At 57.5% G+C, this 23483-nt stretch carries 17 protein-coding genes; 5 read left to right on the top strand and 12 right to left on the bottom strand.

What is annotated here, in order from left to right:
* The first annotated feature begins 171 nt into the window (after positions 1-171).
* Together GDJ93_RS02960 and GDJ93_RS02955 are read left to right on the top strand one after the other, a co-directional pair.
* Entirely contained in the window at positions 172-1143 is a 972-nt protein-coding gene (locus tag GDJ93_RS02960) for an Ig-like domain-containing protein (RefSeq protein WP_152067689.1), read from the top strand.
* A gap of 14 nt (positions 1144-1157) precedes the next feature.
* Positions 1158-6098, top strand: a complete 4941-nt coding sequence (locus GDJ93_RS02955) for an Ig-like domain-containing protein (RefSeq protein WP_152067688.1) — start codon at positions 1158-1160, stop codon at positions 6096-6098.
* A 343-nt stretch (positions 6099-6441) separates the two neighbouring features.
* Here GDJ93_RS02955 and GDJ93_RS02950 read toward each other — a convergent pair whose 3' ends face one another.
* The 4 genes from GDJ93_RS02950 to GDJ93_RS02935 form a co-directional block, all read right to left on the bottom strand.
* The gene (locus tag GDJ93_RS02950) at positions 6442-7530 is read right to left on the bottom strand and encodes a M24 family metallopeptidase (RefSeq protein WP_152067687.1); all 1089 of its coding nucleotides are present in this window, start codon (positions 7528-7530) and stop codon (positions 6442-6444) included.
* A gap of 470 nt (positions 7531-8000) precedes the next feature.
* On the bottom strand, positions 8001-8411 hold the full coding sequence (locus tag GDJ93_RS02945; protein WP_152067686.1) for a DUF1667 domain-containing protein: 411 nt from the start codon (positions 8409-8411) through the stop codon (positions 8001-8003).
* Positions 8412-8415: 4 nt separating this feature from the next.
* Positions 8416-9786, bottom strand: a complete 1371-nt coding sequence (locus GDJ93_RS02940) for an NAD(P)/FAD-dependent oxidoreductase (RefSeq protein WP_152067685.1) — start codon at positions 9784-9786, stop codon at positions 8416-8418.
* Position 9787: 1 nt separating this feature from the next.
* On the bottom strand, positions 9788-11242 hold the full coding sequence (locus GDJ93_RS02935; RefSeq protein WP_152067684.1) for an NAD(P)/FAD-dependent oxidoreductase: 1455 nt from the start codon (positions 11240-11242) through the stop codon (positions 9788-9790).
* A 325-nt stretch (positions 11243-11567) separates the two neighbouring features.
* Between GDJ93_RS02935 and GDJ93_RS02930 the strand changes: the two genes are divergently transcribed.
* The 3 genes from GDJ93_RS02930 (at position 11568) to GDJ93_RS02920 (ending at position 15257) form a co-directional block, all read left to right on the top strand.
* Positions 11568-11999, top strand: a complete 432-nt coding sequence (locus GDJ93_RS02930) for a double zinc ribbon domain-containing protein (protein ID WP_055251579.1) — start codon at positions 11568-11570, stop codon at positions 11997-11999.
* Between the two features lie 225 nt (positions 12000-12224).
* Positions 12225-13988, top strand: a complete 1764-nt coding sequence (gene thrS, locus GDJ93_RS02925; protein ID WP_117743626.1) for a threonine--tRNA ligase — start codon at positions 12225-12227, stop codon at positions 13986-13988.
* 84 nt (positions 13989-14072) lie between these two features.
* Positions 14073-15257, top strand: coding sequence for a hypothetical protein (locus GDJ93_RS02920; RefSeq protein ID WP_152067683.1), 1185 nt, complete (start codon positions 14073-14075; stop codon positions 15255-15257).
* Between the two features lie 36 nt (positions 15258-15293).
* On the opposite strand, the gene GDJ93_RS02915 is transcribed toward GDJ93_RS02920, so the two are convergent.
* The 8 genes from GDJ93_RS02915 to GDJ93_RS02880 all read right to left on the bottom strand — a co-directional run.
* A complete protein-coding gene (locus GDJ93_RS02915; protein WP_193221424.1) occupies positions 15294-16133 on the bottom strand; it encodes an SDR family NAD(P)-dependent oxidoreductase in 840 nt (279 codons plus the stop codon).
* Between the two features lie 4 nt (positions 16134-16137).
* Positions 16138-17151 carry a glycosyltransferase family 2 protein gene (locus GDJ93_RS02910; protein ID WP_226812432.1) on the bottom strand — a complete coding sequence of 338 codons (1014 nt, stop codon included), beginning with the start codon at positions 17149-17151 and terminating at the stop codon, positions 16138-16140.
* A gap of 22 nt (positions 17152-17173) precedes the next feature.
* Positions 17174-18268, bottom strand: coding sequence for a polysaccharide pyruvyl transferase family protein (locus GDJ93_RS02905; protein WP_152067680.1), 1095 nt, complete (start codon positions 18266-18268; stop codon positions 17174-17176).
* Between the two features lie 10 nt (positions 18269-18278).
* Positions 18279-19538 (bottom strand): oligosaccharide flippase family protein, encoded by a 1260-nt coding sequence (locus GDJ93_RS02900; protein ID WP_193221423.1) that lies wholly within the window; start codon positions 19536-19538, stop codon positions 18279-18281.
* Between the two features lie 2 nt (positions 19539-19540).
* Positions 19541-20791, bottom strand: coding sequence for a hypothetical protein (locus GDJ93_RS02895; protein ID WP_152067678.1), 1251 nt, complete (start codon positions 20789-20791; stop codon positions 19541-19543).
* Positions 20791-21786 (bottom strand): glycosyltransferase family 2 protein, encoded by a 996-nt coding sequence (locus tag GDJ93_RS02890; protein ID WP_152067677.1) that lies wholly within the window; start codon positions 21784-21786, stop codon positions 20791-20793. The genes GDJ93_RS02895 and GDJ93_RS02890 overlap by 1 nt, the downstream gene beginning before the upstream one ends.
* Positions 21773-22354, bottom strand: coding sequence for a DapH/DapD/GlmU-related protein (locus GDJ93_RS10255; RefSeq protein ID WP_152067676.1), 582 nt, complete (start codon positions 22352-22354; stop codon positions 21773-21775). Before GDJ93_RS10255 ends, GDJ93_RS02890 begins: the two co-directional genes overlap by 14 nt.
* Positions 22354-23483: sugar nucleotide-binding protein (locus GDJ93_RS02880; protein WP_152067675.1), on the bottom strand; the 1130-nt coding region annotated here is incomplete at its 5' end. The genes GDJ93_RS10255 and GDJ93_RS02880, both read right to left, overlap by 1 nt.

Here is a 23483-nt window from a genome sequence, read left to right as displayed (position 1 = left end):
CAACTCAAAAGCCCTGTCCCAAATTAGCTGCGCTTGGGTGCCCGTTTACGAAATCATTTATGCCGCTTAACCTGTGGCATATTGCAAACCTCCATCGACGAAGGATACGCTCAACTTAACTTGCCAATCGGACCAGTGCTGTTTGGTCCGTTGAGCGTGTCGGGAGGAAACATGAACAGAAGGCATGTCAACGCGGCCATTACCGCGGGTCTGGCTCTGACGATGACGGTCGGCTCGGTGCCGCCGCAGGCATTCGCCGAGATGATGCAGGGTGATACCACCCAAGTCGTTGCCGAGCAAAGCGATGCGACGGGTGCGGCCGCCGCATCTGCGGACACCACCCAGTCAACCTCGCAAGACCAGAGTGAAGATAAGATCGCCTCTTTTGCCAGCCTGAACGAGCTGCACGTTGCCGAGGGTTCCGACGCCACGCTGCCCCAAACTGTAACGGCAACCTACGAGAGCGGTACATCCAAGCAGGAAAACGTCACCTGGAAGTTGAACGGCGCTGATTCTCCGGCAACGCTGGCGCAGCTGCCTGTCGGCTCGTATGAGTTTGAGGGTACCGTCGACGGCGCCACGCAGACGGTCAAGCAACGCGTGGTTGTTGAAGCTGTTACGGCGGACCCGGCGGCAGTTGACGCAGCCAACGTCGTTGCGCCGACCAGCGAAGACGGCCACAAAGTCGTTTCAGTTGAATCTAATCCCATCATTGAAAAGTATGTCGGCTTCGATAACGGCGACTATGTGCCATCCTCTGAAGTGAAGGTAAAATGGTCTGACGGCACCGAGGGCTCTGCTTTTGTGCAGTGGGATGAAAAGTCGATAGAGTCGTTTGCCTCAGCAACCGAAGAGTCCGAAATCGCCATCACAGGCCAGATTCGCGGTGGGTACGCTAACGGTCAATGGTTCTCGCTCGCTGAGCCGTTCGATGTGGCCGGTGTTCTCAAAGTCTACGCTCCCCGCACAACGGGTGGCACTCAGTGGTCCACATGGACCGCAGCGGGTTTTGCGCCCACGCTGACTTCGAGCGTGTCCGTTTACTACTCCAATGGTGAGTCCCGGTCGTGCCCGGTTGTGTGGAATAAAATTTCCGAGGACCAGTACCAGAATGCGGGACGTTTATTGTTGAGGGCCATATAAAGGACTGTCCCTCCATGCTCGTGTACTGCACCGTGTATGTTCGTGCGGTCAAGAGCGTCCAGACCGAGTTGACGTGTACGACCCTAACCGGTGAGGCCCCGTCTCTGCCGTATTCTGCTTCGGTTGTCTTTGATAACGGTGCTACCGAGCAGGTCCCGGTATCTTGGGATCCTGTTGACGCGTCGCTTTACTCTAAAGTGGGAACGTTTACGGTTAAAGGCAAACTCAATGGTTTTGATAACCGTGAGGTTACCTGTACTGTCACTGTCAAGGACCCCAAGGACGTGCTCGATTTTGATTCACTGAGGTTCGAGCGCGTGGTCGGAGACAACACTCCTCTTAGCACGTATGTCTATTTCCCCGTCACTCAGTCGAATAACACCATATACTCTCACGGCTATCAGGTTACTTGGGACAACGCCGATGTGTCTCAATTTCAAAAGGCCGGCACCTATACGGTCACGGGCACGCTCACGTCGTATGATGCGTCACCTGTTAACGGCCTTAAGGTGACTGCTCAGGTCGAGGTCAAGGAAGTTGCCTCTATCGACTCTCTTGCCCCCGTCAACACCCCCATCGGCGTACGCCCTACAACGGGCAGCGGTCTTCCCGGCGGCGTTTTAGTTACATTTACCGACGGTACAAAGCAGCAGTGCGTCATTGCGTGGGATCCCATTTTGGACACACAGGTGGCAAGCGAGGGGTCGTTTAAGCTTTCCGGTTCGCTGTCGTATTGGACCAATACCTCATCTTCATCGTCTACTCAGGTGGAGCTGGGTGACAGCAACCGAGTCACGGCGACCATCTCCGTCCGCGCCCTGCAGATGCCTTCCTCGACATCGACAAGCACGCTTATCGGTTGCCAGCCCAATATGCCGGGTTCAATCGAGGCCACGATGTGGAATGGCTCGCGAGGCAATTTCCCCGTTCAGTGGTCGACGATTAGTCAGGACGCCCTAAAGAACCTTGGCCAGATTACGGTTAGCGGATATTTTACCGGCTCTAACATTCCGGCTACGGCGACGGTCAACGTCTGCGATCTCGAGGGCAGCAACATCGGCAAGATTGCTTATGTTCCCGGCGCCGGACTTCTGGCTCCGCGCTACACATCCACGCTGTATTTGTCGGATGGCAGCTCGTTCTATCCCCAGTATTCGTCGGGGCAGCCTTATAGCTGGGATGAGTTTCCTCAAGAACTGCTGGACGGCAAGCCTGGCGAGTACGAAATTACCGGTACTATCACTGGCTCGTTGGCAAAGATCCATGCGACAGCGGCGTGCGGCGAGGTCAAGGGCGTTAACAACTATAGCGATAACGGTGTGACGCTTGGACAGTCGTACGAGGACTGGCGCGTTATCTATCCCGGCGAGGAAGTCAATCTGGACTACTTCTACGTGTCCGGCGTATTGCAGGATGGAACGACTTTTGACAGTCTTGGCGTCAACTGGGATACCTACGATAGGTGCCCCCAGAAGGACTGCACGATTACCGGAACGGTCGTCGGAACGAATATCCCCGTGAAAGTGCACGTCATCGTGACTAAAAACTGGGAGGCTCAGCCACAAACCATTACAGTGCTCAAGGGCAGCGACGGTACCGCTATGCTTCCCAGCTATGTCGATCTTGTCAGTTCTGATGCGGCAGAACATCCGGACTATTCGCATAAATACGCCGAGGTCAAGTGGAACACGAAAGGTTTTGATTGGACTCAGGGTGGCGTTGTTCGCGGCACTGCAACAATTAGCTTTAATGCAGGGTACGGCATGCAGGCGGTTGACGTTCCGATTACTGCCACCGTTAAGATCGCGAGTAAGGCAACCTCGGTTCAGGGCGGAACCATATGGACCGTCCCCGGCACCAAGCCGATGCTGCCGGAATACCTTGAGGTTCGATACGACAACGATGTGTCTTCTGAGCCCCAGCGCGAAAAGGTCACATGGGACCGTGTCGCCGAAGACGCGTATGCCAAGGACGGTTCGTTTAAGGTGAAGGGCAAGCTCCAAGGTGGTGCCGAGGCGACAATCACTGTTGACGTCTGTTCCGTCACCTCCGTTAGCGTTCCTGAGCGCATTAATACGGCCAGCGGTGTTTTCCCCGAGCTGCCGTGGAATGTCTCGGTTGCCACGAGTGACGGCAAAACTCATAATGCCCAGGTTCAATGGGATTACGTTCGTCCCTCGGTTTATACCGGAGAGTCGGGTCAGGTCACGACAGTGTCTGGCACGCTGTTTGCAAGCGGCCTCGACGGATACGGTGACGGCACTAACACCGGTCTCACTGTTCAGACCAAGATCGTTATCCAAGGCGTTGAGAAGGCAATCGATAACGGCGAGACCGCAGTGACCACCAAGGCGGGCACTGCGCCTGCCATGCCTTCCAAGATGGCGGTCGAGATGAGCGACGGCTCCGTTTCGACGGCGGCTATTGATTGGGATCCGATTGCGCCCGAGAAGTACGAGCGGCCTGGCACGTTCTATGCGACGGGCCATGTGGTCGGCTTTAATGCCGCTGCTGTTATGGCGCTGCTTGACGATGACGGCCAGAAGGTCGGTGTGGATGAGAACGGCAACGTGACTGCCAAGGTGACGGTTGCCGATAAGAAGGCAAAGAAGGTTGCACTGCAGCCCGAGGCGGTCGTGGTCAACACCACGGTCGGATCGATGCTGGAGCTGCCAGATGCCGTGTCCGTATATTTCTCGGATGGCTCAGCGCGGGATACTCGGGGCAGTTTAGGCGGCATCGAGATCGAAAAGTGGACCGACACCGACGGCATCGACCTCTCCAAGCCGCTCGCCAAGAAGGGTACGTATAAACTCGTCGGCAAGCTCAAGGATGTCGACAACGTCAACGCTATCGTGTACGTCAACGTCTCCGAGGCGCCGCGAACCATCACCAAGCTCGAGGCCAAGTCGTTTAGCGTTGCCAGTGGTACGTCCAAGCAGGATCTGTACGCCCAGATGCCCAAGCAGGTTGTGGCGACTTACTCCGACGGCTCGACCGATTTGCTCGACATTGACGTGTGGGATCTTTCTAACGTCACGGACGAGCTGCTCAGAGGAACCGGCACCGTGGAGATCACGGGTACGGTTAAGCTCAACGGCGCCAAGGTGACCTGCAATGTGACCGTGGTGGATCAGGATGCCCAGACGCCCGACCACGTCGAGCCGATCGATGTTGTTGAGATTGCGGACAATGCCAAGGTCAGCGACCTTATGGATAAACTGCCGTCCAAGGTGACGGTGGTCATGAAGGACGGCAAGACCAAGAAAGAGACGTCCGTTAAGTGGTCTCAGGTCGACAGCCTGGGCCGTGCCGGCACCGAGTTTGAGGTCACGGGTCTAACGGACAACGGTATGACCGTAAAGGTGAAGGTCAAGGTAACCGCGCATATTGTCGACATCGATGTCGCTGAAGACATTGTGGTCGTGCGCGGCACCAAGGCGGACGACGTTTTGGCCAAGCTGCCCGCCACGGTCACGGCGATTTACTCGGATGATACTGAGTCCGATGTCGACGTGAAGTGGGACACGAAGGGTCTATCCGACAAGGACTTTGCCAAGGAGGGCGAGGTCACGGTCAAGGGCAAGGTTGCCGGTACCGATCAAAAGGCAGAGTGCACGATTACGGTCGTGAAGAGCGATGCCGAGATTCCGGCGTCCGTTGAGCCTATTGCCGGAATTTCCGTTCCCGAGGGCGCATCGGCCGACGCTGTGCGTGATGCGCTCAAGGGCGTGAAGGCGACCGTTCGCATGAAGGACGGCAAGACGACGGCGGAGTCCGAGATCACTTGGACTGAGGTTCCTGCCGCGGCCGCCACGTACGGCAGCAGTGTCGTTGCCAAGGGCGTCACGAAGAATGGCAACTTGCCGGTCGAAGTTGTCGTCACCTCCACGACGACGATTAACAAGGTTGCCGAGGTGCCGCAGATCACGGTTGAGCGCGATGCCAAGGCCGACACCGTGACGGGGCAGCTGCCCAAGAAGGTCACCGTGACCTATTCCGATGGTCACACGGACGAGGCCGCGGTCACGTGGAATACGGATGGCCTGGACAAGCATCTTGCCGCCGTTGGCGAGTACACGATCGAGGGGTCCGTCGAGGGCGCGGCGCTCAAGGCGACCTGCAAGCTGGTCGTCGAGACGCCGGCAAGCGAGATTCCCGTGAGGCCTGCGACGTTCGCTCCCGTTGAGGTGTTTGAGGCAAGCTCTGCCGCCGATGTGCTGAAGGCGCTGCCCAAGAAGGTCTCCGTGATGATGAAGGACTACAGCCAGGAAGACTACGATGTCGATTGGGAGAATGTCCCCGCACTGGATTGGGGTGCCGATGACGTGACCGTGGGCGGTAAGGTTCGCGGTACGGAGCTTACAGTCAGCTGCATGGTACGCGTTAAGCCGCGCCCGGCGGCCAAGGGCCTCGTTATCGTTGACCAAAACGGCAAGGCCACGACTGCCGAAACCGTGCTCAAGGTAGAGCGCGGCAAGGAAATTGACCTTGCTGCCGCGGCGAGCAATGCGGCCGATGGCGCGCTGCTGCGTGGTAACGTGACGTGGACCTCGTCCGACCCGACGATCGCTACGGTCGAGAACGGTAAAGTCAAGGCCCTCAAGAACGGAACCGTCGTCATTACCGCGACGATGCCCGTTGACGGTGACGCCGCGGCGATTGCGACGCTTGCCGAGGATGGCACTGCGCCAGCGCCTCAACAGCTCACCGCTTCGGTGACCGTCGAGGTTGTTGAGCCTGTTGTTGTACAGGAACCGACAGGCGGCAAGGATAACGGTGCCAAGCCCGATGCCAAACATCCTTCGGGCAAGAAGAATGGCAAGAAGGCCGCTAAGGGAAGCCTGGCCGAGACGGGCGACAACACTGCCGTGACCGTCGCGGCGCTTGGCGGAACCGGCCTGCTGGCGCTGATTGCCGCAGCGATCGAAAAGCTGCGCCATCGCACGGAGTAAGGCTGCGAGCTTAGAGCCTTAGGGCTCTAGGACATAAGAAGGCCTCCCGGTTCTCGTCGGGGAATCGGGAGGCCTTTCGTTTGACTGCAGGGCAGCTAATTTGGGACGGGGCTTTTTGCCTTGAGCGGACTGCTCGCCACGAAATGGGGCTATCTACTACGTTTGACTGGTCACCCTCGACCACACGGAAAATCGTGAAATCAAAACCGCAGGTAGAAGACTTGCCGGTTTTCAATAAATACCCGCATGGTCGACCTATGCGGGTTAAACGTAGTAGATAGGCCGTTTTTGTGGCGCGGTGTTGGTGGGATGTGACAAAGGGACTGTCCCTTTGTCACATTGGCTAGACTAGACGGACCAGATCGTGAGGGTAGGCGTTGAGAATCTCAACGCCCTTCTCGGTCACCAGGGCCAAGTCCTCGATGCGGACGCCGGTGCGGCCGGGGAGGTAGATGCCCGGCTCGATGGAGAACGTCATGCCCGGCTCTACGACCTGCTCGTTGACGAGTGAAACGTCGCCCGGCTCGTGGTCCTGCAGGCCGATCGAGTGTCCCAGGCGATGCGTAAAGTACTGCCCATAGCCCGCATCCTCAATCACGTCGCGTGCGGCGCGGTCCAGGTCACACATGCGCACGCCCGGTGCGATGAGCGCCTCGGCGGCCTCGTTGGCACGGCGCACGATGTCGTAGATGCGCGTCGTCTCCTCGTCCGGCTCGCCCCAAAAGAACGTGCGCGTCATGTCCGAGCAGTAGTTGCGATGGCGTCCGCCAATGTCGAACAGCACCACGTCGCCGCGCTTGAGTACCGTATCGTCGGGCTCGTGGTGCGGGTCGCCGGCGTTGGCGCCAAAGCTCACGATGGGCGGAAAGCTAAAGCCCTCGCAGCCGTGCTTGCGGTACAGACCGAGCATCTGGTCGGCAATTTCGCGCTCCGTCACGCCCTCGTGAACGAGCTTGATGGCGTCGGCCATCACGGCATCGTTGGCGGCCGAGGACGCGCGCATCAGCTCCTGCTCGGCGGCATCCTTGTGGGTGCGTGCGGCGGTGACGGCAAAGTCGCCCAGGAAAAACTCGCTGGCGGCATGGCGCTCCAGAAGGGGCATCAAAAAGCCGGAGCGCATGACGGTATCGATGCCAAGCGGCTTGGTCGGATCGATCTCGCGCGCGATGGCATCGGCCACGACATCGGTATCGGTGTGGTAGGCAACGCGGGCATTGTCGTACTCGGGCAGCTGATGCAGGGCGTTGACCAAGATTACGGGCTCGTCATCGCTCGCGAGCAGCACACCGCAAAAACGCTCGAACATATCGGCATAAAAACCGGTCAGGTAATAAATCGACCACGGGTCGTTTACGAGCAGCTGTGCGCCGGGGTGCTGAGCCTCGAGCGCATCGAGCACGCGCGCCACACGCTGGTCATCGACATGTGCCATGAAACATCCTTTCGCTAGGGTGCCACCATGGTATCCCATGCCTGGCAGATAGGGACGTTCCTTTTCTGTCGGCACTCCGGGACACTCCTTGGCACGGCCAGCCTAGCAAGCGTGCGGGCAAAAGCGGTCATAAGAGGCTCGTCCCAAATGGGCTGGTTTCAAAAGTATGGCGGATTACGGGGCTGGACCTGTATTACTTGACCATGGGGAAAATCGCTAAATTAAAACCGCAGGTAGACGGCTTATCAAAAATCGAAAATTGCCGGTATGGATGGGGGTCTCCGAATTAGCCCCGTAATCCGGCATAGTTTTGAATTGGTACTAAAGTAGGCACAAGCTAAATACCGATTCCAAGGATGGTTGCGGTGGAATAGTTCCTGGATGCCGGGGTTTGGCGGAAATCAGGAACTATTTCACCGCAATTGAGGAGGGGCGGGGTGGATGGCGGGGTAGCTAAAAGAGCCCCGTCCCTAATTAGCTACTTTGACTCGGTCGATGTCCATGCTGGCGATGAGGTTGATGTTGGTGCCGAGGAGGTCTTCCAGCATGATGTCGCCCATGCGGATGGGGGCGTTGACGACTAGGCCTCGGATGAGGTTCATGGCTTGGGCGTGGAGTGCCAGAGGGATGGCCTCAGCCGTGCGCACAGGCAGCAGCGTCTCGTCGCCGCCGGAGACGGCCACGGTCGTCGTGAGTACGCGCATGGGGCAGGTGAGCTCCTGATGTGCGAATTTATCGCCGCGCGGGCAGCTGTTTCCGGCCACGGAGCGAACCTCTACCACGGCGCCGTCTGCGTCACGCTCCACCTCTACGGTCAGGAGACACTCGGATGGGCAGGTGGTGCAGTTGAACTGCAGCGTTTCGATCGCGTTTATGCTCATGGCCTTACGCCTCCTCTACGGGATCGACGGACAGGACAATCTCGTTAACACCTAGGTCGAGTGCGCGCTGAATCACCTTTGCCGGCAGCGGAAAGCTTTCCATTACGCTCGGTTTAAACGGGCGGACCTTTCCTGCAAACAGCTCCTCGTCGCCTGCCAGAATGCGCACGCGGGCGGCATCGGCCGGCCGGCGCACGCGGAAGTTGAGTTTGGTGAGTGCCGCAGCCGTAATGCGTCCCGGCAGCGCGTAGCCCGCAATGCCGGCAGGGGAGACCGTGAGCTGGCAACCCGCGCCCGGAGCGCCCGCCTCGGCATCCGCGCCGCCGCCCAGCGCGTACGCCGCCGCAGCTGCGCCAGCTCTCTCGGACTCACGCGTCACGTTGTCGGCCAAGTCGTGCACGTGCAGGACGTTGCCGCAGGCAAAGATGCCCGGCACGCCCGTCTGCAGACTCTGGTCCACCACGGCGCCGCGCGTGCGTGGGTCAAGCTCAACGCCCGCGGCAACCGAAAGCTCGTTCTCGGGAATCAAGCCCACCGAAAGCAGCAGTGTGTCACACGGAACAATGCGCTCGGTTCCCGGAATGGGCGCCAGGTGATCGTCGACCTGGCTCACCTCGACGGCTTCCACGCGGTCGTGCCCGATCACGCGCGTCACCGTGGTGGACAGGTGCAACGGGATGCCAAAGTCGTCCAGGCAGTTCTTTACATTGCGGCGCAGTCCGTTGGCGTACGGCATGAGCTCGTACACGCCCTCGACGGAAATCCCCTCGAGCGCGCAGCGACGTGCCATGATCAGCCCGATATCGCCCGAACCCAAAATGACGGCGCGCGAGCCGGGTTTGAGGTTCTCGATATTGATGTATCGCTGCGCAAGGCCGGCCGTAAACACGCCGGCGGGACGACTGCCGGGGATCTTGATCTCGCTGCGGGTGCGCTCGCGACAGCCCATGGCAAGCACGACGGCGCGTGCGGTGAGTTGCAACATGCCATCGGGGCTCATGAGCGTGACGGTGTGGAGTGTGGATTCGCCCTTGCCCGGCGCGCCCTCGCCCGAATTAATCCCAATCACCATGCTGTCCAAGAACAGTGCAATGTCGGTCGCGCGCACCTGGTCGATAAAGCGCTGTGCGTACTCGGGACCGGTGAGCTCCTGTTTAAAGTGCGACAGTCCAAAGCCGGGGTGGATGCACTGGCGCAGGATGCCGCCCAGGTGCTGCTCGCGCTCCACGATGGCCACGCGTGCGCCTGCCTTATGCGCGGCCAGCGCGGCCGCCATGCCGGCAGGTCCGCCGCCGATAACGACCACGTCGAAGGCTTGCGTTTGTACGGCTTCGACGACGCTGCAATCAATCGCGCTCGATTTGAATTTCGCCATCCTAGCGCACCCCCTTCAGCGGTCCCTCAACCAGCCAAGATCCGGCATCCTCCAACAGCACCTCGCTGGGGTCGCAGCCCAGCTCGCGGGCAAGGATCGCAACCACGCGGCTCTGGCAAAAGCCGCTTTGGCACCGACCCATGCCGGCACGACAGCGGCGCTTGACGCCCTCGACCGAAACCGCGCCCGGGCGGCGTCGAATCGCGGCCACGATCTCGGCCTCGGGCACCGTCTCGCAGCGGCAGACAATCTGGCCCCACGCGGGATCGGACTCGATCAGCTCCTTCTTGCGCGCAAGCGGCGCGCGCTCAAAGTCGTCCGGCGCGTGGCGAATCGGATCCCAATCCGCCCGCTCGTGCAGCTCCACGCCCGCCTCACGCATCACAAGCTCCATGCGCTCGGCAATTGCCGGCGCGCTCGCCACGCCTGGCGACTGAATGCCTGCCGCTTGGAACAGCCCCGGTACCACGGCCGACTGTCCAATAAAGAAGTCGTTCGTTCCCTTTATGACCGGGCGTCCGCCGGCAAACGCGCGCACCACGCGGCGCGTGTCCAGATCGGGCACCAGTTTGCGCGCGCCGGTCAGGAGCGCGTTGACATCGGTCGCGTAGGTCTGTGTATCGCCGGGCTCGCGCACGGCGGCCGTCGCGGTAATCACGGTGTTGCCATGTACGGTGCCCGTGACGATAACTCCCTTGGATACCGGCGTGGGAACGGGGTAGAGCGACATGAGCGCACGCGGCTCCTTGTCCAGCACTACGATGTTGCCCTGGCGCCAGACCATCTGGAACTCCTCGGCGCCCGCCATATGCGAGATGTCAGCGGCGCCGTTGCCCGCGGCGTTGATCAGGTAGCGGCAGCGCACGTTGCCAGCGGGGGTCGCCAGCGTAAAGAGCACGTCGTCGCCCGAGCCCGCGACTTCAATCGCCTCCACCGGCGCAGACCGCATAAACGTCACCCCATTGGCCACGGCGTTCTCCAGCGCGGCGATGGCAACCTCAAACGGGTCGACAAACCCAGTCGAGGGGCACCACAACGCGCACGTTGCAGAGGCACTGGCGCGCGGCTCAAGTTCGTGGATGCGGTCGGGTCCGACGATCGACAGCTCGGGTACACCGTTGGCAAGGCCGTTGCTGCGCAGCTTTTCCAATTGTGCACGGTCCTCGTCGTTAAAGCCCAACACCATCGACCCGGTGCGGCAGAACAGAAAGCCCAGCTCCTGCGTCCACCTACCGTACAACTCACAGCCACGGGCGTTGACCTGCGCCTTTACCGTGCCCGGTGCCGGATCGTAGCCGGCGTGCACTAGGCCTCCGTTGGCCTTCGATGCGCCCAGCGTGATATCGTTGGCCGCCTCGACCACGCAAATGGACAGGTCAAACCTCGCGAGCTGCCGCGCGATGGCGCATCCGGTGATGCCCGCGCCCACAATCGCGATATCAAACGTTTCTGTCACGGTGCCTCCCAGACAAGTTGACAGGATGTCAATAAGACTATCCTACGCTGTGCGCACATCCGCTACGGCGGCAATGCGGCGAACAGCCCCGCAACACCCGCCAACGGCAGACGAGGGGAGACCCGGCAACGTCGACAACCTCGTCTGCCGGCTACCACGTTGAAGTTATGTCTCGATCTGTAACATCTAGACCCGGATTTCGCTCCTAACTGTTACAGATTGAGATGTTTGTGTCCGCGCCAGCCCCGCCCCTAGCCGTGGTCCCATATAAACAAACCCCGTGGTAAACTTGACCGGACTGTTAATATTCCGAAAGGTATCCGTAATGTCCAAGTACATCTCCGAGCTCATGTCGCCGCAGCTTATGGGCGTCGTCTATGCCTTCGTTGGCTTTATCATCGCCCTGTATGTGCTGTCGGTCGTCTATGTGTTCATCGACGCTCGCCGCCGCGGCGCCAGCGCCTACGTGGCATGGGGCATCATCGCTCTCATCCCGTTTGTAGGCCTCATTGCCTACCTGGTCCTGCGCCCGCACTCCTACGCGTCCGACCGCGAGGAACAGGAGCTGGACATGGCCCTGCGCGAGCGCCAGCTTGCCCAGTACGGCACCTGCCCGCAGTGTGGCGCGCCCATCGAGAAGGACTTTGTCGTCTGCCCGGTGTGCGACACCCAGGTTCGCAACGTCTGCCCCAGCTGCCATCGCCCGCTCGATGCGCACTGGAAGGTCTGCCCCTACTGCCGAACTCGCATCCAGTAACGCATCCATCGCCGGGCCGGCCGCAAGCCACGGGCACACCGCAAGCCACGCGCGCCCCACACCCCGCCCCACGCGATGAAGCATGCGTAGAAAATCGCCCGCCGTGCCATTAAGGTGCGGCGGGCGCTTGTATACCAAGGCAACCTGCCTATAATGATGCAAGTCAAAAACACCGAGCGCATCGCACGCACTTGCATCAGGCATCCGAGAGGAGAAAACATACCCATGAAGGCACTCTACAATGACGGTTCGGTGGCCGAGCTCCCGCAGGACGAGGTCACGCACGTCATCCGCCACTCCGCCGCGCACATCATGGCGCAGGCCATCAAGCGCCTGTACCCTCAGGCCGATTTTGCCTACGGCCCCGCGACCGACAACGGCTTCTACTACGACGTCGACCTGCCCGAGGGCGTAAAGATCAGCGAGGACGACTTCCCCGCGATCGAGGCTGAGATGAAAAAGATCGTCAAGGAGAACCTGAAGTTCACCGTGTACGAGAAGCCCCGCGCCGAGGCCATCGCCCTTATGGAGGAGCGCGGCGAGAAGTACAAGGTCGAGCACATCGGCGACCTGGACGACGACGCCCGCATCACCTTCTACCAACAGGGCGACTACATCGACATGTGCGTCGGCCCCCACATCTGCTACACCAAGGCCCTCAAGGCCTTTAAGCTCACCGGTGTCTCGGGCGCCTACTGGAAGGGCGACAAGGACAACAAGATGCTCACCCGCATCAACGGCGTCGCCTTTGCCACCAAGGAAGAGCTCGACGAGCACATGCACATGCTGGAGGAGGCCAAGAAGCGCGATCACCGCAAGATCGGCCGCGAGATGGACCTCTTTATGATGCGCGACGAGGCCCCCGGCTTCCCGTTCTTCCTGCCCAACGGCATGATCCTTAAGAACACGCTGCTGGACTACTGGCGCGAGATTCACCACAAGGCCGGCTACGTGGAGATCTCCACGCCGCTCATCATGAACAAGCAGCTGTGGAAGACCTCGGGCCACTGGGACCACTACAAGGACAACATGTACTCCACCGTCATCGACGACGAAGAGTACTGCATTAAGCCCATGAACTGCCCGGGCGGCGTGCTGGTGTACGCCTCCAAGCCGCACTCCTACCGCGAGTTGCCCATCCGCGCCGGCGAGATTGGCCTGGTGCACCGCCACGAGCTGCGCGGCGCTCTGCACGGCCTGTTCCGCGTGCGCTGCTTTAACCAGGATGACGCTCACCTGTTTGTGCGTCCCGACCAGCTGACCGACGAGATCGTGGGCGTGGTTAACCTCATCGACTCCGTGTACCAAAAGTTTGGCTTTAAGTATCACGTTGAGCTTTCCACCCGCCCCGAGGACTCCATGGGTTCCGACGAGGACTGGGCGCGCGCCGAGGAGGGCCTGCGCACCGCTCTTGAGCAGCTGCACATGGACTACGAGGTCAACGAGGGCGACGGCGCCTTCTACGGCCCCAAGATCGACTTCCACCTGGAGGACTCGCTCGGCCGTACCTGGCAGTGCGGTACCGTCCAGCTCGACTTCCAGATGCCGCTCAACTTTGACCTGGAGTACGTGGACGCCGACGGCACCAAGAAACGCCCCATCATGCTGCATCGCGTGTGCTTTGGCTCCATCGAGCGCTTTATCGGTATTCTGATTGAGCACTTTGCGGGCAAGTTCCCCACCTGGCTGGCTCCCGTGCAGGTCAAGGCGCTTCCCGTCTCCGAGAAGAGCCGCGACTACGCTCACGAGGTGTGCGCCAAGCTGGAGGAGGCCGGCATTCGCGTGGTCTGCGACGACCGCGACGAGAAGATCGGCTACAAGATCCGCGAGGCCCGCAGCATCGACCGCGTGCCCTACATGCTCATCCTGGGCGAGAAGGAGGTCGAGGCCGGCAACATCTCCGTCCGCGATCGCTCCAACGAGACCGTTCAGATGAGCGTCGACGAGTTTGTTGCCAAGGTGCTCGAGGAGATTAAGACCCGCGCCTAAGGCAAGCTTCACAACAATTAATAAAGGCGACCGTCCACTTAGGGCGGTCGCCTTTTTTCATGCCGAAATAAGAAAAGCCGCTGGTTGAGCGGCTTTTTTTGTTGCACAAAAAGGTACGACTTAACGGCAAGCTATGAGACCACGTACACCATAACAGCCATGCCAAAGGACTGCGAAGTATCCAACGGAGCCCAAGCCGAATTCACCGTAACGGCGCAAAGCGCGACATCGTTCCAATGGCAATGCTCCGACAACGGAGGTTCGAGTTGGTACAACACGGGCATAGGCGGCGAAACTTCTAGGCAGGAAACCCTGAGGTTTGCATCCAATGCCCAACTCGCGAAGAGGCTCTACCGCTGCGTAGTCTCGTTCCCGAACAGCAGCACCCTCGTAAGCAAGCCCGCACGCCTGGTCCTTGCAGCCCGCTACGCCATCAGCTCGCAGCCCGAAGACTGCACAGCGGCCGCAGGGTCAACAGCGTTCTTCGCCATCGGAGCAGAACGGGCCACCTCGTTCCAGTGGCAATGCTCGGACAACGAGGGTAAATCCTGGTACAACACGGGAGTCGGAGGCTCGACTTCAACGCAGACGAGGATCGATTTCATTGCAAGCGCGGGCCTGGCAAAGCGCCACTTCCGCTGCTTGGCATTCTTCCCCGATGGGACCAGCTCAGCCTCAAGCTCTGCACATCTAAAACTGAGCACCAACCAAATAACGGGGCAGCCGCAAGACACTACTGCGGCGACAAGCTCCGAAGTCTCTTTTACCGTGCAAGCTCAAGGCGCCGTCTCATTCCAGTGGCAATGCTCCGATAATGGTGGGGAAAGCTGGTACGACACCGGAATCGGCAATGCCGCGTCGAAGCGGCCTACATTGCGGTTTACCGCCAACGCCTCGCTTGCAAAACGCCTCTACAGGTGCGTTGTAACCTTCCAAGACGGAACCACGACCGCAACCCAAAGCGCCAAGCTCGCGTTGGTGCCGAATAAGGGAGGAATCACCGCGCAGCCGCATGACTGCGTAACGAGTGCAGGAATTGAAGCCGCGTTTTCGGTCGATGCCGAGCACGCGGCCGCATATCAATGGCAATGTTCTGACAACGGGGGCAGGACCTGGTACAACACCGCAATCGGTGGCGTCACCTCGAAAAGCAATACCATGAGTTTCACTGCAACCGAGGGCTTGGCAAAGCGGCTGTTCCGGTGCTTAGTCTCCCTTGAAGACGGTTCGAAGCAAGCCTCCGAAGCAGCCAAGCTCCTTCTGCGGTAAAGGCGATCTCAAAACTTCGAAATGTCCGCAAAGCCCCTAACGGATATCACAGACACCGCGGCCACCGGAAACGTACAACGTGTCGCCAACGACCATGTCGCCCATGGGGCTGGCAAGCATCACGGCGAACTCTGCGATCTCCTCGGGCATAGCGAACCTGCCAAGCCCGTTGTCCTCGGCGGAGATGCTGTCGCCCTCCTCGATGCCAAGAAGAGGAGTCGCCGTGCTACCGGGCGCAATCGCGTTGACCACAATGCCGTGAGGAACCAGGGCAGAAGCCATGCCCTCAGTGATGCCCTTCAGACCCCACTTCGATACGCGGTAGGGAGACCATGCGGGCTCGTTGCCGGCCGAGGATGAAACGATAAGGATATGCCCATTACTGACCTTATCGGAAATCATGCGCTGTGCAACAGACTGCACCATGAAGTAGACGCCGCGCAGGTTGATGTCCAAGATACGGTCGTATTCCTCAACGGTAAAATCGAGAAACCCGCCCATGGAGACATCCTCGGTGTGAACGCCGGCAGAATTTACTAGGATATCGATGGGACCGTAGAAGGCCACTGCCTCGTCAACGACTCTCGAAAAGGTCTCTGGCTCGGCAAGGTTGACGACAACCCCGGCGCACTTCTCGCCAAGCTCTACCGCGACCTTGTCGACCTTTGCGCGCCTTGTGCCGGCGATCACAACATTCGCGCCGTTCTTCAGGAACGCTTTGGCGACGGCCCTGCCGATCCCGCCCGTGCCTCCCACCACTAGGGCGGTCTTCCCCTTGAGCAGGCTTTCATCGCCAACGGTCTGCATCACAGGCTGTATATTCTTGGCTTTGAGAGCGACGATGCCCTGCTTGATTGCGTGCTTTAAATTCGCCATGCACCTACTCCTCGACATCCATGAACTTGCCCTTATCAGCCTCGAGTCCCTTCCGGTTTCTATCTATGACCAGCTTTGCGTACAGCACAGGTGCCATACCGCAGCATGCAATCTTAACTTTCTCGGAACGGCCGACTTCACTGTTCTTGAATACAGGCAGCCAGTTCTTCCTGACGTACGCCGCACATTCTTTCGCGAGCTCGCCTTCGGAGCCCATTTCGTCCGCACCTATTATCTGAGTGAGTAGGAACTCGTAGTTTCGCCAGATATGCCAATCGCATGCATGGCGAACCATCGGAGTGTCCAGAGTCAGGTTCTCTTTGATGAATTTAATGTTTCCAAGGGCGTTCTTTCCATTCTGCACGTTGTAGTTGGTAAGACCGCTCCCCATGTTATTCAAACGGTAGTTGTAGACTTTGCGTCTACCGACGCCAACATGATTTGAGTGCTGGGCTACCTCGGTAGCAAAATAAAGACCCTCGCCGAACCAAGGAACGGAAAACGAGATATTGTTGTCGACAATTACGGAACGTTTGTACAGCTTGTTCCAAGGCCCCAGACGCATAAAAGGATAAATAATAGCAGCAGTAGCACGCTCTGCCGACCAGGTCTCCCGGACGTCCTCAGCAATCTGCTCCCTATCGCGCGTTGTGAAAAGATTCACCGAGTAGGACATGTCGGAGCCGGTGCTCTCGGCTAAGTCGACCAAATATTCGACGCAATCGGGCTCCAGCCAGTCGTCACCGTCCACAATCATGAGGTAGTCACCCGTCGCAACATCAAGTCCTGCATTCCTAGCAGAGCAAGTGCCACCATTGGGCTTATGAATAACAACAGCCCTTGGATCACGTGCAGCATAGTCATCACAGATGCGACCACTGCCATCGGGAGAGCCATCGTCAACGAGAATAATCTGAAGATTCTTGTGGGTTTGAACCTCAAAGGAATGAAGCAGCTTCGGCAGAAATTGTTCTGATTTATAAACAGCAACGATGATGGAAACAGATGCTTGACTCAAAATAGGACCTCCCATTCATTTTTTAGCGAGCGAGACGGGCGGAGAACTCGTCCACGGTGTCACAAAGGAACTCCGTAGAGGACACACGGTTGGCTGCAAGCGACTCATTGACGCCCGCCCAATCAAAATCGTTGAGGCAAAGCTCTTCTGGTTGAAGCTCCGTGCTTATGCGGGAATCCAGCCCATAACGAGAAAGAATCGCCTTGTTACGCTCCGCATACTGCTCAGGCAGAATATCGACAAAGGGCGTATTGAACAGCAGCGAAAAGGCAGTCCCGTGGAATGAGTCCGTGAGCACGCAGGCGGCATTGTCAAACAGCCAAAGGAATTCATGTAGCGACGGGTAGAACAAATTCTTCCCCATTGTTTTGCGAAGCGACGGACGGATGCTAACGACCTCGAGACCGAGAGATTTGCATGCAGCGGCAGAATAGCGGTCGAACGCATCGTTTGGATGCAAGTTGTAGATCAGGCAGTACTCCCCATTCACGCCGCGGGGAGCACGAGGCTCAACACGGTCGAACCAGGTCTCCTTTGATAGCAGGTGCACAGGGTCGACAACGGTTTGTGCCTCAAACCCCATTTCTTCAAGAGTTTTCTGCCCGCTTTCCTCGCGCACTGAAAGCCTGTCAAACCGCGCAAACGCTTTTACAGCACGGTCGTATTCGCGCGCATCGAGGCCATTCTTGCCAAAGGAGGACGAGAAGGAAAACTTGTAGGTATCGTCCGATGCTCCTTCCAGAAGGTAGGCGCCCTCGATGTTTCCATCAGACATGATGTTCCACACTTGGTCGCCTCCAACACAAAGGACAGGATACTCAGCAAGAAGCTTACTAAGCTCTTCTGAGTCGGTTACCCTACGGCTCTGCCTCAACAAGCCATTCCTCATCGCCTCAAACTTACGGGCGCCAATCGCTTTTGGAATCGCACGAATCGGACCAAGCGCGCCAGAAGTCCTCATGGCATCTGCTAAAGGAAAGTCCCGGGGGATGCGGTAGTCAACATACTCGGCATCGATACCCATAGAGGCGAACGCATCCTGAAGGGCATATGCCTGCAGAATAGAACCGTAGTTCGGCACTGCATGCCGCGACAATATACCAACGCATTTTTTCATTTCTTATTCCTTACCTTTCGCAATCGGTGGTAACGCTTCGAGACGGAAACAAGTATCCGCGCGCAAGCCAAATGCGACTCACGCACATAATTGCCTCAGTAAAGCAACGGATGATGCAAATGACCTGCATGCTCGCGATTCCTATCGCAGACACGGTCAAAAGCGAAACAATGCAAAACACAGCAGATCCTACTGTGGTGAAGGTAACCTCAGCGACTTTGCCAGAGGCGCCTAGAATCGGCCAGCCGACCATCGTTGCATAGAAGGAAAACAGGAGAACGGGTGAAGCCCAGGCGATAACCCAGGAACCTGATAGATAGTCCTCGCCACCGAGCACGAGCATAACTATATCGGAAAGCGCTGCGAAAGCGATGGTGCCAATGAGCAGGACGGGTATAGAGACAAGGAGCAACTTCCTTGCAAAACCGTAGTCACCCCCCTTGACCATATGGGGGTACAGACTGTTCACAATTGGCGAATAAAGGGACTGGATGGCATTGATTGCAGTCACAGCAAGGGACCAGTAGGAGATCATCGCCTTGTCGGTAATCACGATTCCGATCAAGAGCGTAGTGAATCCGGAAAAAACGACGGAGGCCATGTTCGAGAAACAATAGAGCGCGGAAACCTTCAGCTCTGAAAGCGCCTCGCTTAGGGGCACGAACGTAATGGTGGTGCCGAACATTCGCTTGGCGGAAATGAAAGAACAGGCAAGGGCAATAACGCTCGAAAGGATGTCGAGAATAGGAATCCACAGAATGTCATTGATAGAATGGACAACGACGAACGTCAAGGCAGTAGAGACACCCTTCGAGACAAAGTAACGAGTCGTCAATGGACCCATGTCTTCATGTCCCTGGAAAAGAAAGTCCGGAGCAAGTGCCTTACCGAATACAGCAACAAATGCAAGCATGGTATATAGCATGTTTGAATGAGTAATGGGAATGAACCAGGCCACAACAACGACGACAGCGCCGGTCACTACACCAAGCAACAGGCGAGCCTCTGTCACAGCACCAATAGCCCGGTTCTCCTCTTCGACAGTCTCGGATTGTGCTATGCGTTTAGTACCGGAAAGGTTGAAGCCAAAATCGACGAAAGTCTGGGCGAAAGTCATGAACGACACGACATACGCGTAGATCGCGTAGCCCTCCGGCAGAAGCACACGAGTCAGATAAGGCAGTGTAATAAGGGGAAAAATGTATTTAACAATCTGCAGTCCGTATTGCCAAACGACATTGCTGTAGAAATGTTTGTGTTGAGAACTCAAAACTAAACTCCGAACAAACCATGAAGAATAAAACAGGACATATCGACAACGCTTGCGAGATAAGCCCACTGAACGACAAAACCGATAACTGCAATAATCGCAAGTGCGATATCTATATAAAGATTTACGGCATCATCCTTATGACTCAAAGCAGCTAAAACAAACAACGTTGAGCAAGGCATTGCATACCGAAAGAAAACATCTGCGGCAAAAAATACTGAAACTGCAATGCATAGGGCAGACCAAATGCCTGAAAAAACTAGCAAACCGGATTTAGAAACGTCGTAACGCCTGAAAACCAAAAGGATGCAGAAAACAGCGATAGCTCCAAAATAATATCGATACCCCATAAGCAACACACTGTGCTGAGATGCCGCGGCCCATCCCCAATCGCTGAACTCGCTATACACCGAAAACTTATCCAAAGCGCTCACAAATAGAGAAAGAACGGGTATTGTCCTGAAGGAGGCCGGTAAGGCGGCAGAAAGTATATTTGATAAAGGAAGCAATGCAAGACTGATGCCGTAAATTGCAATCTCATTTTTCACGAAAAGCAGCACAACTCTTAAAGCTATCACTGGTAAAACGGATGAATGAGTGGAGGCGGCAAAAGCGTAAAGCAAAATCAATACAACCGGTCCGGTACGCTTTCGGAAGTCCAAATAGAGCGCCAAGAGAAGCAACGAAAACGCCGGGGTACTTTTTGCATAAGAGAGAACGTTGAAAAACGGTGAGATCGCCACTGAAATCAGAAGGGCGGCACAAGTCCTCCTAAACGACCACCCCTGAAGTGCGGCGTAATCGTCAACAATAAAGGCCAAGACCGAGTAAAAAGTTGCTGTAACTGCGCTTCGCAGAAGATGGTCGTCATTAAATCTCGAAACGATCCAAGCAAAAAGGTTGTAACCATGAGACCCCACAGAGGAATAGACACCCTTGATTGAAAGGAGGTCCCAAAATGATGTCTCACGAAAGATAGGCAGACTGTTGGTATATCGATCAATGTCAGCCATTAATGTCGTATTAACCCCATAGGCAATTGCGCCAGAGCAAAGACCAACCAGAATCGCCAGGCCCACACTCGAATGCTTCTCAGACCTAATATAAAGAATAATGAAGAAAATCGAAGCAAAAGGAAAGAGAAAGCATGATAGAAGGGCGAGGAGAAAATAGGCGTTGTTATATGCACCGGCGTCAGATTTGCGAGAAACAATGCGATGCGAGTTTGACAAATCAAGCTCGAGTGTATCCATCATCCTACGACCTTTCCGGTCAAGCTGCCGTAAAGGCTGTATACAAGATTATGAAGTGCTGGCGAAAATGCAAAAAGCCCGCAGCGAAAGCGCCAAGTCTTGCTCGCAAGAGGGTTACCGGCGACCTTCCTACAGCGTTTCCTCGCATTAAGGATGTAAGCCTTAGCCTTGCGCTTGTCGATGCACTTATTCAAATCCAGCCTCGACGCAACGCGAAGAGAGCAAAAAGCCTCAAAGCAAGCAAACGCATCTTTCAACTCTGGTCTATCATCAACAACGTCTCCCACAATTGACAAAGATGCTTCCATGCCCTCAAGGTGCTTGTCTTCGTATTTCTTATTCGTAGTAATGGAACCCTCGCGGGCAAGATAGCCATAAAGCTCTGCGCCTGAAATACAAGCCTTATCAACGTTAAAGAAGACAGTAGCTTCAACGCCAAAGTCCTCGAACAGTTGCCCCTCGGGAAACGCAAGGAGCGGGAATAGTTCCCTAGCATACAGCTTCGCGCAGGCAGAGCCGGACTCACCGTTAAGCAGAAGCAACATTCTAAGAAGTTCACCGCCGGAAACGACCTTGCCTTCGCCAATCTCTTGGCAACCAAAGTCGTCAGTCGAGTCAATCTTCTTATATTCACATGTGACAAGGGGCACACCAGTCTTCTGCGCAAGGGCGACCATATGTCCTACAGCACACTCGTCCAGAACGTCGTCACCGTCCACAAACGTAACGAAGTCACCTGTGGCGCAGGCAAGGCCGAAGTTGCGAGCGGAAGATAGACCTCCGTTCTCCTTATGCACGAGCTTAACGCGATCGTCATCTGCAATGGTACGGGCACAGATATCTGCCGTATCGTCGGTCGCCCCATCATCAACGACCACAATTTCTATATTTCTATACGTCTGGCCCATAAGAGAGCGAAGACAAGCCGCGGCGCATTCACCAACGTTATACATGGGGACGACGATACTTACCTTTGGGGTTTCACCGTTTTCCACTGGGAAGCCACCCCCCTCCGACAAATCGTTTAATGGGTTTAGCGGGAACCCCGGCAACGATCACGTTGTCGGGAACGTCATGAGTCACCACCGCATTGGTACCGATGATCACGCCGTTGCCAATAGTCACACCAGGCATCACTGCTGCACCTTCGCCTATCCACACGTTATCGCCAATGTGTACAGGCTTAGTAACAATCTTTCGATCATCTGGCGCCATGTCGGGCAACGAGGGATCGTCGTCATAGGACCCATGACTGTTATCAGAAATAAAAATATTCGAAGCCATGAGCACGTTGTCTCCGATAACGACGCTCTCATGCGCAGAGATATGAACTCGATCGTTTATCTTGCAGTTCTTACCGACAATAAGAGGGGTGCCATCGCCAGCAAGGTCGAAGCGACAAGAATAACCACAGGTGAAACCCTCCCCATAAACAAAACGGCACTTGCCACCGCGAAGATAGAAGGGGCGGCGGACAAGTCTCGCGCCAGGAAATAACACCTTAGTGAGAAGCAGCGCCCAAATATTTTTAAACGTCTCAGAAGGACCATATTGACCAAACATTAGGCTTCACCATCCCGCATGGCGAGAGTATCAAGGTACTCCCCCAGCTCTTCCTCCCAGTCGGGCATGTGGAAGCCGACCGACTCGAGTTTGGACAGGTCGAGCGCGGAGTGGACCGGGCGCGGTGCGACGAGACCGGCGGCGCTCGCGTAGTAGTCGGCGGTCGAAACCGGAACTACCTTCTCGCCGTTGCCGTTGGCGGCCTCGAAGACGGCGCGGGCGATGTCGGCCCAGGACTTCACGGCGCCGGAGCCCGTGCAGTCGTAGGTGCCGTAGGGAGCCTTCGCGTCCAAAACGTGGAAGATGGCCTCGGCCATGTCGCGCGTGAAGGTCAGGCGGCCCAGCTGGTCGTCGACCACGGTGATCTTGTCCAGCCTGTCGTCCGGGTCGGCGACGCGGTCGGACAGCCCCTTCATCGTCTTGACGAAGTTGTGGCCCTCGCCTATGACCCAGCTGGAGCGCAGGATGTAGTGGCGCGGGCACCCGGCCACGGCGATGTCGCCGGCGGCCTTGGTCTGGCCGTAGACGGACAGCGGGCTGAGGGGCTCGTCCTCGTCATGCACCTCCGCGGTGCCGTCGAAGACGTAGTCGGAGGACACGTGGACGAGGGTGATCCCGTGCTCGGAGCAGGTGCGGGCGAGCAGCGCCGGGCCGGTCGCGTTGGCTTTCCATGCGGCCGCGCGGCCCTCGGGGGTCTCCGCCCTGTCCACGGCCGTGTAGGCGCCGCAGTTGATGACGGTGCCGTAGAGCGACCAGTCGTACTGCGCGTAGGCGTCCGGGTCGGACATGTCGAAGGTGTCTATGTCGCAGAAGTCGAAGTCCTTCGCTGCGCCGCGCTCCTCGGCCAGCCCGCGCACCGCATGGCCCAGCTGGCCGTTGCAGCCGGTGACGAGGGTGCGCTTCGGCGCCATGGGGACGACGTCCTTCAGCATCGGGTGGTTGAGGTCGGCCTCGGAGACGGTGGCCTCCGCAAGAGGGATCGGCCACTGGATGGCGAGCTCGGGGTCGGCGAGGTTCACGAAGGTGTAGGTCCTCTTCAGCTCCAGCGACCAGTGGGCGTCCACCAGGTAGGTGTAGGCGGTGCCGTCCTCCAGGGCCTGGAAGGAGTTGCCCACGCCGCGCGGGACGT

The sequence above is a fragment of the Collinsella aerofaciens genome (assembly GCF_902501475.1).
GTDB lineage: Bacteria > Actinomycetota > Coriobacteriia > Coriobacteriales > Coriobacteriaceae > Collinsella > Collinsella aerofaciens_AL.
This window is presented reverse-complemented; position numbering and strand designations above follow the sequence as displayed.